Source organism: Streptomyces sp. WAC 01529, from assembly GCF_003945545.1.
Taxonomy (GTDB): Bacteria; Actinomycetota; Actinomycetes; order Streptomycetales; family Streptomycetaceae; genus Streptomyces; species Streptomyces anatolicus.
On sequence record NZ_CP029617.1, the window covers coordinates 1,776,892 to 1,788,392 of the forward strand.

The following is an 11,501-nucleotide window of genomic DNA, read 5'->3' on the forward strand; positions in this document are numbered from 1 at the left end:
CTCGGAGGGTATTTCTCGGCGATCTAAGGGGTCAAGGGCGATGTCGGCTGGCGAGACCGGAGGCGGTGCGCAGGTCAAGTCCGCGGTGCGGACAGTGGAGCTGCTCGAATACTTCGCCGGCCGTCCCGGAATGCACTCCCTCGCCGCGGTCCAGGAAGCGGTCGGCTATCCCAAGTCGAGCCTCTACATGCTCCTTCGCACCCTGGTCGAGCTGGGCTGGGTCGAGACGGACGCGACCGGCACGCGGTACGGCATCGGCGTGCGCGCCCTGCTCGTCGGCACCTCGTACATCGACGGTGACGAGGTGGTGGCCGCCGCCCGGCCGACCCTCGACCGGCTCTCGGACGACACCACGGAGACCATCCACCTCGCGCGGCTCGACGGCACGAACGTCGTCTACCTCGCCACCCGCCAGTCCCAGCACTATCTGCGGCCGTTCACGCGGGTGGGCCGCAGGCTGCCCGCGCACTCCACCTCGCTCGGCAAGGCGCTGCTCGCCACCTTCACCGACGAGCAGGTCCGCAAGATGCTCCCGGAGGCGCTGCCCGCGCTGACCGAGAACACCATCACCGACCGCGAGAAGCTCATCGAGGAGCTGCACGGGGTGCGCGAGCAGGGTTTCGCGGTGGACCGCGAGGAGAACACGCTCGGTCTGCGCTGCTTCGGTGTCGCCATCCCCTACCGCACTCCGGCGCGGGACGCGATCAGCTGCTCGGTGCCGGTGGCGCGGCTCACGCCCGCGCACGAACAGATGGTCAAGGACGCCCTGTTCGACGCGCGCGACCGGCTGACCTTGGCGACTCGCAGGCTCTGACGCCCGGCAGGCCTGACGTCTCGCGGCTCCGACGCCGCACAGGCCCCGGCGCCTCGTAGGCTCTGCGCATGGATGTCAGTCTGCGCGAAGTCCACGACAGTGATCTGCCCGTCTTCTTCCGGCAGTTGAACGACCCCGAGTCCTGTCACATGGCCGCCTTCACCCCCGAGGACCCGGGCGACCGGAACCGCTTCGACGCGCACTGGGCGAAGCTGCGCGCCTCGCCCGGCATCGACGTGCGCACGGTCCTCGCCGACGGTGACGTGGTGGGCAACGCGGCGGTGTACGGCGAGCCGGGCGAGCGGGAGGTCACGTACTGGATCGACCGCGCGTACTGGGGGCGCGGCCTGGCCACCGCCGCCCTGCGCGAGCTGCTCGCGCTGATCCCGGAGCGCCCGCTGTACGCCCGCGCGGCGGCGGACAACGCGGGCTCGCTGCGGGTCCTGGAGAAGTGCGGGTTCCGCGAGTCGGCGCGGGAGCGGGGGTACGCGGCGGCGCGGGAGGCGGAGATCGACGAGGTGGTCCTCGTCCTGCACGGCGGCTGAGGCTCCCCCGGGAGGGGGAGGGCGGTTCGTCGCCGCGCAGGAGGCGCGGCGGCGCCGCTGACGGGAGCGTGGAGGCATGACCCAGCCCCTGCCCGCCTCCCCGGCGGCCGCGCCCTCGCCCCTACCGGCCGCACCCTCCTCTCCCCCGGATCCCCCGGACGCCCCCTTCGCCCTCAGCCGCTCCCGGCGTGCGCTGCGGCTGGTCGCTCTGGTGGCCTGCGTGCCGTATCTCGCCCTCAAGGTCGCCTGGATCTGCGGGAGCCGGCTCGGGATCCCCGAAGGCAGCTCCCTGCTCGACCACCGGGCGCTCATGGTCTTCGCCAACGGCCTCACCGTCCTCATGGACGCGGGCGTCATCGTGCTGGTGCTGCTCCTGACCCGGCCCTGGGGGCTGCGGACGCCCCCGTGGCTGCTGGCGTTCCCCATGTGGGCCGCCACCGGACTGCTCGTGCCGATCATGGCCGGGTTCCCGCTGCAACTGCTGGTCAGGGCGGTCGGCGGGAGCGTGCGCGGCTCCTCGGGGAGTGGCAGCGAGGGGGGTGAGCCGTTCCTCGCCGAGTGGGTCTTCGGCGTCGTCTATACGGGCTTCATCCTCCAGGGCGCCGCGCTCGGCGCCCTGTTCGTCCTGTACGCGCGGGACCGCTGGGGGCACCTGTGGCGGGGGCGCGTGGGGGACCTGCCGCACCCCGGCGCCGGGGTGCGGGGCGGGCGGGCCGCCGCCGTCGCCGCCGCGCTGCTCGCGACGGTCCCCCTCACCATGCATCTGCTCTGGGCCACCGGCTCCACCGCCGGACTCAGCGCGGCCCTGGCGGGGGAACGCACCGCCGACTTCCACGTCCTGGAGTTCCTGGACGTGCTGTACCTCGCCGCCGCCGTGGTGGGCGCCCTGACGCTCACCTTCCGACGGCTCCCGACGCGCCGAGCGCTCCCGGTACCCCCCGTACTCCCCGTGCTCCAGAGGCTTCCGGTGAAGGTGCCGCTCGCCCTGGTCTGGGCGGGATCGGGCGCGGCCGGCTGCTGGGGCGCCTGGCTGCTGCTCGCCTCGCTCATCGGCCCCGCCGACGACCTCTCCCGACAGCCCACCGGCCTGATGCTCCTGACCTACTCTGTGCAGATGATCACCGGAATACTCGTGGCGGCCCTCGGCGCCCGCTTCCTCCAGGAGCGTGCGGGGTCCACGGCGTGAAGGCCTTCGCCACCGCCCTGTTCGGGCGTTCGGCACGCCGCCGGTGGATCCATCTGATCCTCGGCGGCGCGCTCTCCATGCCGTACGTCTTCGTCGGCGCCGTGATCATGGGGCCGCTCTTCGACGACGACCAGATCCTCGGGACGCTGCCCGCCCAACTCGCCGCCTTCGCGGCCGGGTTGCCGCTGGCCGCGATCAGCGCGCTGTTCCCGCTGACCCGGCCCATCTCGGTGGCCGCCGTACGGACGCTGTGCGGGGTGCCGGACGGCTCACTCGCCGAGGGCCCCGCGCGGGGGCGGGTGGCGCGCGGGCGGGCCGCCGCGTGGTTCACGCTGCACCTCGGTCTCGGCGGGATCATCAGCGGCATGTCGCTCGCGCTGCCGCCGTTCGCGGGCGTGCTGATCACGCTGCCGTTCTTCGTCGCCTTCCGGGACAGCCGCATCGGGCTGCCCGAGGTCTTCGGCGAACCCTGGATGGTGGCACTCTCCCCGGCCATCGGCTGCGTCTCCCTGGTGGCGCTCGCGGCGTGCGCGGCCCTGGCCGGCGGGCTCCTGGCACGCTGGGCGCCCGACCTGCTCGGGCCGACCCCCGCCGACCGGCTGGCCGCCGCCGAGCAGCGCGCCGCCGACCTCGCCGTGCGCAACCGCCTGGCGCGCGAACTGCACGACTCCGTGGGGCACGCGCTGAGCGCGGTCACGCTCCAGGCGAGCGCGGCCCGCCGCGTCCTCGACCACGACCCGGAGTTCGTCCGCGAGGCGCTGGCCGCCATCGAGGACACCACGCGCCGCACGGTCGGCGAACTCGACGCCGTGCTCGGCGTGTTGCGGGAGGCCGACGACGCCCGCTCCACCGCCCCCGCGCCCACGCTCGCCGCCGACCTGGACGGTCTGCTGCGCCGCACCCGGGCGGGCGGCCTGCGGGTGAGCGCCGCCGTCGACATGGAGCCCGAGGCGCTGCCCCCGCTGGTCTCCCGCGAGGCCTACCGCATCGTGCAGGAGGCGTTGAGCAACGCCCTGCGGCACGGCGGCGACGGCACATCCGTGACCCTGCGCCTCGCCCTGGACGGCCCCGACCTGGCCGTCACGGCCGAGAACCCCCTGCCGGAGCGCTCCCCCGCCACCCGCCCCGGCGGCGGCCACGGCCTGCGCGGCATCGCTGACCGGGCACGGCTGCTCGGCGGCACCGCCGAGGCGGGCCCGGCGGACGGCGCCTGGCGACTCGACGTACGACTTCCGCTGAAGGGACACGCACACGCATGACGACCACACCCTCCCCCGCCGGGTCCGGCACACCTTCCGGCTCCGGTGGCGCGGCCATCCGGATCGTCCTCGCCGACGACGAGCGCATGGTGCGTACCGCACTGCGCGCGATCCTCTCCGCCGAGCCGGGCATCGAGATCATCGGCGAGGCGGCGACCGGCGCCGAGGCCGTGTCGGTCGTACGGGAGCTGAAGCCCGACATCGTCCTGATGGACGTCCGCATGCCGGAGATCGACGGCATCCGCGCCACCGAGCAGATCCTCCAGACGATGCCGGAGCCGCCGCGCATCGTGGTCGTGACGACCTTCGAGAACGACGCGTACGTGTACGAGGCGCTGCGCGCGGGCGCCGCCGGTTTCCTGCTCAAGCGGGCGGACGCGGACGCGCTCGTGCAGGCCGTGCGCGTCGTCGCGCACAGCGACTCGCTGCTCTTCCCCGCCGCCGTGCGCGCCCTGGCCGCCGAGCACGGGCGCGCCAAGCCCGCGCCGCCCGCCTGGGTGGCGCGGCTCACCGCCCGGGAGAGCGAGGTGCTGCGGCTGATGGCCGGGGGGCTGACCAACGCGGAGATCGCCGGGCGGATCGGCGTGGGCGCGGCGACGGTGAAGACGCATGTGGCGGCCGTGCTCGCCAAGACGGGCGCGCGGGACCGCACGCAGGCGGTGATCGCGGCGTACGAGGCGGGCTTCATGAACACGGACTGAGCGTTCATGAGGAGTCTCTGAGAAAACGGTCACAAGCGGATCAGAAGGGAACGAAACCCTCCCCTTCGCTCGTCCTCCCGTGGGATGAACAAGACGATCAGGCACGCCTCGGTCTTCGCACTGCTGCTCGTGCTCGCCCTCCTGGTGCGGGCGACGTGGGTGCAGTTCCACGACTCGAAGGCGCTCGCGGACGAGAAGCTGAACCGGCGGAACGCGATCCAGCAGTACGCGCACCCGCTGGGCGACATCATCGTGGGCGGTGAGGCCATCACCGGCTCCGAGCGGACGACGGGAGGAGACCTCGCGTACAAGCGGACGTACAAGAACGGCGCGCTCTACTCACCCGTGACGGGTTACAGCTCGCAGGTGTACGGCGCCACCCAGCTGGAGGGCATCTACAAGGACCTCCTGGACGGCACGGACAACCGCCTGAAGAACCCGCTCGACACGGTCACCAACAAGCGCGCCGACCCCGGCGACGTCGTGACGACCATCGACCCGGCGGTGCAGAAGGCCGGGTACAAGGCGCTCGGTGACACCAAGGGCGCGGCGGTCGCCATCGACCCGGAGACCGGCGAGATCCTCGGCATGGTCTCGACGCCGTCGTACGACCCGTCGAAGATCAGCGGCTCCACGGACTCGGAGGCGTGGAAGGCGCTGACGAGCGACAAGCAGAAGCCGATGGTGAACCGCGCGATGCGCCAGCCGCTGCCGCCCGGTTCCACGTTCAAGCTGGTCGTCGCGGCGGCGGCCCTGGAGGACGGCCTCTACTCCTCGGTGGACGTCAGGACGGACAGCCCGAAGCCCTACACGCTGCCGGGCACGGTGACGGTCCTGAAGAACGAGAACGAGTCGGCCCCCTGCGAGAACGCGACGATCCGCACCGGCCTGCAGTACTCCTGCAACAACGTCTTCGCGAAGATGGCCGTCGACCTGGGCCAGGGCAAGGTCAAGGCGATGGCGGAGAAGCTGGGCTTCAACGCGGACAAGCTGGATGTGCCGGTGCGCGCGGGCAAGAGCGTGTACCCCTCCGGCATGGACAAGGCGCAGACGGCTCTCTCGGGCATCGGTCAGTTCGACGTGACGGCGACGCCGTTGCAGATCTCGATGGTGTCGGCGGCCATCGCCAACGGCGGCGAGCTGGCCGCGCCGCACATGGTCTCGCAGATCACCGACTCCGACGGCAACGTCCTGGAGAAGTACGGTGACGGGAACCGGCAGCGCGTGATGAGCCAGTCCACCGCCGAGAGCCTGCAGTCCGCGATGCGGACGGTCGTCGAGAAGGGCACCGGCTCGAACGCGCAGATCAGCGGCGCGACGGTGGGCGGCAAGACGGGCACGGCCCAGCACGGCGAGAACAACAGCAAGACGCCGTACGCGTGGTTCACGTCGTACGCCAAGGGCGCGGACGGCAAGCAGGTGGCGGTCGCGGTGATGATCGAGTCGTCGAGCGCGGCCCGCGACGAGGTCAGCGGCAACGGCCTGGCGGCGCCGATCGCCAAGGCGATGATGGCGGCGGCCCTGAAGAGCTGACCGCCGCCGGGCGCCGCCCCGCGCTTTCAGCGGATGGCGCACCGCGCTCTCAGCGGGCCCGGTTCCGGTCGCGCCACAGCCGGAAGCCGAGGATCAGCCCGAGCGGCGCGCACGCGCCGACGAGCAGTCCCCCGGCGAAGCCGAGCCCGGTGCTCGCCTCGCCGTCCTCGAGCGCGGCTCCGCCGCCCGCCACGGCCACGGCCGTCACGAGGAGGGCGAGCAGCCCGTAGAACTTCCGGCTGAGGAAGTTCTTCCGCTCCGGCACCGGCGGCGGCGAGGCGATCTCCGCCGCCGGGCCGAGGCTCGCCGCCTTGGGGCGCTTGAACCAGGCGTAGACGACCCAGGTCCCGCAGGCCTCCCAGCCGTCAGGGGCGAGGCGTTCGTCGAGGCCTTCGCGGCCGCGCGTGACCAACTCCCTGCGGTACTCCCACCGCTGGGGCCGCGCCACGTCACGGTGGCTGACGAAGCGGCCGAGCGCGTCGACCCGCTCCACCTCCCAGCCCTCGTCGCCGAAGCGGTTCAGCAGCTCTTCGTCGACGTAGGTGTCGGCGGTCCAGCGCCAGGTCTCGACGTGGCCCTCCGGAGGCCCGCCGGAGGCGCCCGCCCCGGGGGCACTCGTCTCCGGGGCCAGCTGCCGGGCGAACTCCTCGGCCGGACCGAACTCGGCCTCCGCGTCCTCGGCGCCGGACTCCTCCAGGTGGGCGGCCAGGTCCGAGACGGTCGCCTCGACGCGGTCGGCGGGCAGACCGAGCGCACGCAGCCGCTCGGCGAGGCCGACGAGGTACCCGTCCTGCCCGTACCGCCCGTGCCGCGCGTCCATCGGGGCGTTCATCGTGTCTCCACTCCCGCCTTGGCGAGGACTTCGCGTACGGACTTGTCGAAGGCGAGCCAGAGCCCGCCCTGCTCGCCGAGGGTCTCGCGCCCGGCGTCGGTGAGCCGGTAGTAGCGCCGTCCCGGCCCCTTCTCGGTGGCGCGGAACTCGGCGGCGACCAGGCCCGCTTCCTCCAGGCGGTTCAGTACGGGGTAGAGCGTGCCGCCCTTGATCTGGCCGAAGCCGGCGGCGCCGAGGAGCTTGGCGATCTCGTAGCCGTAGCTCTCGCCGTCGGTGAGGCTCGCGAGGACGAGGAGGTCGAGTACGCCCTTGAACCAGCTGGCGCGGCGGTCTGTCACTTGGCTCCCTTTCGAGGGCTGACGGAGGTCACGCGGCGGCCGGGGCGCGCGGCTTGTCCGGCGCGGGAAGCGTCAGGTCGCGTACGGCGAGGACGGTGTGCACGGCGACGGGGAGCAACAGGCTGCCCGTCCCGAGATAGAGGCCGGTGGCCACCGCGCCGAAGAGGGCGAAGACGAGGACGCCCTTGCGGCCCTGGTAGAAACCGGCGAGCGCGTACACGAGCACCGAGAGGGCCGCCGCGGCGTACAGGGGCAGGCCGAGCGCGCCGACGCCGAAGGCGATGAGCAGGCCGCGGTAGACGAGTTCGGCGCAGACGCCGTCCGTGACCGCGACGGCGATCGCGAGCCTGCGCTCCTCGGCGGTGCGGGGCAGCATCGCCTCGATGGCGGCGAGGCCCGGCACGTGCTTGCCGCGCTCGGCGAGGTCGTAGAGGTTCCGCCCGGAGGCCGCGGCGATCGCCGTGAGGATCAGGATCCCGGCGACGGCGTAGATGGGCCGTTCGGGCAGGGCGATACCGAGGTCGGCGGGGTCGACGCCGGGCGAGAGCAGCAGGGCGGCGACGGCGACCGCGGCGAAGGACCACCACAGGGCGAGCGTGAGGGTGAAGTAGCGGACGAGGGCGCGGGGTTCGCCGTCCCTGCGCCGGGCCAGCGAGGCGTACATCCGGCGGCCCGCCCACGGCTCACCGAGGAGCAGATAGGCGGCGAGCGCGGCGGTGGCGGCCGTCGCGGCGACCGAGAAGTCCGGCGATATGGACATGGGATCCCCCTTCCCGAAGGGGCCGCGCGGCAGCGTGCGTCGTGACGGACGACGTGCCGCGCGGACCCTGGAGCGTCTGAGCTACCTAGACCGTATGGCGACCTAGTCAGGAATGCAACCTATCTCGCATGGCTTACGCCGCGCGCCACCCGGGATCGCGGCCGCTCAGCCCGATCACGCGGTCCAGGAGCGGCGCCTCTTCCGGTACCGGGACCGGCTTGCCGAACAAGCCTTCCGGCGACTCGCCCTCGTCTCCGGTGGGCGTCAGCAGGGCCCGCGCGCTCTCCAGGCTCGCCTCGTCCGGTCCGTACTCCTGGCCGGTGGCCCGCGCCAGGTCCCAGCCGTGGACGACCAGTTCGTCGAGGGCGACGAGGCCTGCCACCTCGCCGGGCAGGTCGACGCCGCCCGCCCGGGTCATGCCCTGCCAGGCGGCCGGGTCGCGCCAGGCGCCGGCGAGGGCGTCGAGGGCCTTGGGCAGCTCGTCGCGCCAGCCGGGCCCGACGTCCGGCAGGAAGCTGTCGGGGGCGGTGTCCAGCGACGGCCCGAACTCCTTGCGGGCCGCCTGCTCGAAGGCCTGGGCGAGGCCGGTCAGATGGCCGAGGAGGTGCCGTACCGCGTAGTCGGGGCAGGGGGTGGGCGCCGCGAGCTGTTCGTCCGTGACGTGTTCGGCGAGGCGCGCCACCAGGCGGGCCTGCGGGCCGAGGTCGGGGATGTCGCCGGACGGGATGTCACTGGACGGGATGTCGCCGGTCATGAAGGCCTCCGCTAAGGCAGCTGTCTCGGTATGTCTCCCCTGGTGACCGGCGGCGCGGCCCGAACTCATCGGTCGGCGTTAGGGAAGGCACCCGATACCGCCCCGGGGGCCTTAGAAACCAGCATCACCTGGCATGACATCGACGATCGGGCGCGTCCTGCGGGACCGCAACGCGGGCCTCTATCTGGGCGCGGTGGTGGTCTCCGGCTTCGGGACCTCCGCGCTGTGGCTGGTCTCCGGAATCTGGGTGAAGGAGCTGACCGGCTCCGACGGGCTCGCCGCGCTCTGCCAGTTCGCCCTGTGGGCGCCCACCCTCGTCGGCCCGCTGCTCGGCACGCTCGCCGACCGCACGCGCCGCAAACCGCTCCTGGTCGGCGCCAACCTCGCGCTCGGCGCGCTGCTCCTGTCCCTCTTCGCCGTGGACGGCACGGGACAGCTGTGGATCCTCTTCGCCGTCCTCGTGGTGTACGGGGCGTGCGGCGTCGTCACCGACGCGGCGGAGGCCGCCCTGGTGCCGACGGCCGTCGGCAAGGAGCTGCTCGGCGACTTCAACGGCCTGCGGATGTCCGCCAACGAGGGCATGAAGCTGGTGGCGCCGCTCGCCGGGGCGGGCCTGTTCGCCGCCTACGGGGGCGCCCGCGTGGCGCTTCTGGACGCCGTCACGTTCGTACTCGCCGCGGGCATGTACGGGCTGCTGCGGGTGCGGGAGACCGTCCCGGTGCGCGAGCGGGCCTCCTTGCGGGAGCGGACCGCGGAGGGCGCCCGCTATCTGTGGGGGCACGAGCGGCTGCGGCCCCTCGTGGTGGCGGGCGGTCTGACGATGCTGTCTTCGGGGATCAGCGGCGCGCTGGTGTACGCGATCGTGGAGGGGCTCGGCCGCTCTCCCGCGTACACGGGTGTGCTGTACGTCGTGCAGGGCGCCGGATCCGTCGCGGTGGGCGTGGCGTCGGGGGCGCTGCTGCGGCGGTTCGGGGCGCGGCGGTTCGGCGGCGCGGGCATCGCGCTGACCGCTGTGGCGGCGGCCCTGAGCGCGCTGCCGAGCGACGCGGCGGTCCTCGCGGGGAGCCTCGCGAACGGCGTCGGGCTGCCCTGCGTGCTCATCGCGGGGCTTACGGCGGTGCAGCGCGAGACGCCCGACGCGCTGCTCGGCCGGGTGGCGGCGACCGCCAACACGCTGATGTTCACGCCGACGGCGGTCGGCATCGCGGCGGGCGCGGCCCTCGTGGAGTCCGTGGACGTCCGCGTGCTGCTGCCGGTGCTGGCGGGGGCGCGGCTGCTGATCGCCGCGCCCCTGCTCCTCCGGCGCCGGGCTACTTCACGTTCGCCCAGCGCTTGATGGTGGCGACGGCCTTCGTCCGCTCGGCCTCGGGGAGCTTGGCGATCGACGCGCCGTGGTTGGCGCCGGGCACCACATAGCGGTAGGAGTCGCGGCGGCTCGGGGTGAAGCGCTCCGCGCTCCACGGGTCGTTCTGGCCGTAGACGAACATCATCCGCTCACCGCGGCTCTTCACCCAGCGGTCCACGTCGGCGACGGTCCTGTTGCCGTACGTGCCGCGCATGGCGGCGGGCAGCACCGAGTTGGGCTGGTAGAGGTCCGGGTAGTGGCGCACACCCTTGAGGTGCTTGAACTTCAGGTCGGCCCAGCCGAGTTGGGTGGCGGCCTGGCGGTAGTAGGGGCCGGAGCCGTTGGTGCCGAGGTCCTCGTCGCGGTAGACGCTCAGGCCGTGCTCCTTCGACCAGCCGTAGAGCTGGTCGTCGGTGGCCTTCTTCGCGTCGGGGACGGTCGGGCAGTCGGCGGCGGTGCCGGACTGCCAGAAGTTCCACACCTGGTCCAGGACCGCGAACTCGTAGGCCCGGTCGGTGGTGCCGAGGGTCTCCTCGAACGTGTCGCCGTTGGCCTTCGCGTCCGCCTCGAACTTGGGGAGCAGCGTGGCGCGGCGCACGAGCATCTCGCGCTGTACGGCGTTCAGCGCGTCCCGGCACTCCTTGGTGCCGACCGTCTCGAAGAAGCGCTCGTAGCCGCTGTCGTCACGGTTATTGGCGTCGTTGGGCGCGACGAACGCGACGACCGCGTCGAGGTCGTCGGGGTAGAAGCGTTCGTGGTACGTCGCCGTCATGCCGCCCTTGCTGGCGCCGGTGCCGAGCCACTTGCCCTTCTCGATGGTGCGCAGGGCCCGGGTCAGGCGGTGCTCGTCGGCGGCCTCCTGCTGGACGGTCAGCTTGGACCAGTCGTCGCCCGCGGCGCCGGAGGGCCGGGACTGGCCGAAGTAGCGGTGCTCGACGCTGACCTGGTTGGCGTCGATCAGTTTGGTGAGGGAGGCGGTGCCGCCGGGGAGGGTGTAGCCGCTGGTGTAGAGGACGGTCGGCTTGTCCGTCGACTTGTGCCAGAGCGTGGCGCGCTGGGTGAAGGTGGCGCCGCCGGGCTTACGGTGGTCCACGGGCTGGACGTACGTGAGCGTGTAGAGGGGGTGGCCCTCCTTCTCGGCAACGGAGACGACCTTCATGCCGGGTATCTTCTCCAGCCGTTCGCGGACGGCGTCGGCCGTGTCGCTCTGGTCGGCCTTCGCGCCGGGCGCCTTGGCCTTCGCGCCGGCCTCCCCGCTCGCCGCGCCGGTCTCCCCGGTCGCCGCCGTGGCCCGCGCGGCGGCGGGTGCCGCCCCGCCGAACACCGCGGCACCCGTTATCAGCGCGGCGCAGGCCAGCGCGGATATCCCCTTGTTGCGCACCTTGTCTCCCTCGGTCCTTAGGAGCGGACGGTTGTGGTGCGCGGATCGTAGCG

At 72.9% G+C, this 11,501-nt stretch carries 12 protein-coding genes; 7 read left to right on the forward strand and 5 right to left on the reverse strand.

Translation table 11 applies throughout. The features are described 5' to 3' along the window. The first annotated feature begins 40 nt into the window (after positions 1-40). From DMA15_RS08030 to DMA15_RS08055, 6 genes are all read left to right on the forward strand, one after another. A complete protein-coding gene (locus DMA15_RS08030) occupies positions 41-814 on the forward strand; it encodes an IclR family transcriptional regulator (RefSeq protein WP_125511974.1) in 774 nt (257 codons plus the stop codon). Positions 815-882: 68 nt separating this feature from the next. Further along, positions 883-1,359 (forward strand): GNAT family N-acetyltransferase, encoded by a 477-nt coding sequence (locus DMA15_RS08035; protein WP_125511976.1) that lies wholly within the window; start codon positions 883-885, stop codon positions 1,357-1,359. A gap of 76 nt (positions 1,360-1,435) precedes the next feature. Then, positions 1,436-2,545 carry a hypothetical protein gene (locus DMA15_RS08040; protein ID WP_240659711.1) on the forward strand — a complete coding sequence of 370 codons (1,110 nt, stop codon included), beginning with the start codon at positions 1,436-1,438 and terminating at the stop codon, positions 2,543-2,545. Further along, complete coding sequence (locus tag DMA15_RS08045; RefSeq protein WP_240659712.1) at positions 2,542-3,804, forward strand: histidine kinase; 1,263 nt, start codon at positions 2,542-2,544, stop codon at positions 3,802-3,804. Before DMA15_RS08040 ends, DMA15_RS08045 begins: the two co-directional genes overlap by 4 nt. After that, positions 3,801-4,505 carry a response regulator transcription factor gene (locus tag DMA15_RS08050; protein ID WP_125511977.1) on the forward strand — a complete coding sequence of 235 codons (705 nt, stop codon included), beginning with the start codon at positions 3,801-3,803 and terminating at the stop codon, positions 4,503-4,505. The genes DMA15_RS08045 and DMA15_RS08050 overlap by 4 nt, the downstream gene beginning before the upstream one ends. A gap of 84 nt (positions 4,506-4,589) precedes the next feature. Beyond that, positions 4,590-6,038: a penicillin-binding transpeptidase domain-containing protein gene (locus DMA15_RS08055; RefSeq protein WP_125511979.1), complete on the forward strand. Its 1,449-nt coding sequence runs from the start codon at positions 4,590-4,592 to the stop codon at positions 6,036-6,038. Positions 6,039-6,087: 49 nt separating this feature from the next. On the opposite strand, the gene DMA15_RS08060 is transcribed toward DMA15_RS08055, so the two are convergent. The 4 genes from DMA15_RS08060 to DMA15_RS08075 form a co-directional block, all read right to left on the reverse strand. Further along, positions 6,088-6,870, reverse strand: coding sequence for a hypothetical protein (locus DMA15_RS08060; RefSeq protein ID WP_125511981.1), 783 nt, complete (start codon positions 6,868-6,870; stop codon positions 6,088-6,090). Further along, positions 6,867-7,208 carry a PadR family transcriptional regulator gene (locus DMA15_RS08065; protein WP_125511982.1) on the reverse strand — a complete coding sequence of 114 codons (342 nt, stop codon included), beginning with the start codon at positions 7,206-7,208 and terminating at the stop codon, positions 6,867-6,869. The genes DMA15_RS08060 and DMA15_RS08065 overlap by 4 nt, the downstream gene beginning before the upstream one ends. A 28-nt stretch (positions 7,209-7,236) precedes the next feature. Further along, positions 7,237-7,968: a CPBP family intramembrane glutamic endopeptidase gene (locus DMA15_RS08070; protein WP_125511984.1), complete on the reverse strand. Its 732-nt coding sequence runs from the start codon at positions 7,966-7,968 to the stop codon at positions 7,237-7,239. 133 nt (positions 7,969-8,101) lie between these two features. Next, positions 8,102-8,722, reverse strand: coding sequence for a TIGR03086 family metal-binding protein (locus tag DMA15_RS08075; RefSeq protein ID WP_125511985.1), 621 nt, complete (start codon positions 8,720-8,722; stop codon positions 8,102-8,104). 133 nt (positions 8,723-8,855) lie between these two features. On the opposite strand from DMA15_RS08075, the gene DMA15_RS08080 reads away from it, so the two are divergent. Then, complete coding sequence (locus tag DMA15_RS08080) at positions 8,856-10,058, forward strand: MFS transporter (protein ID WP_125511986.1); 1,203 nt, start codon at positions 8,856-8,858, stop codon at positions 10,056-10,058. Here DMA15_RS08080 and DMA15_RS08085 read toward each other — a convergent pair. Next, positions 10,033-11,448 (reverse strand): S28 family serine protease, encoded by a 1,416-nt coding sequence (locus tag DMA15_RS08085; protein ID WP_125511988.1) that lies wholly within the window; start codon positions 11,446-11,448, stop codon positions 10,033-10,035. The genes DMA15_RS08080 and DMA15_RS08085 overlap by 26 nt on opposite strands. Positions 11,449-11,501: the final 53 nt, after the last annotated feature.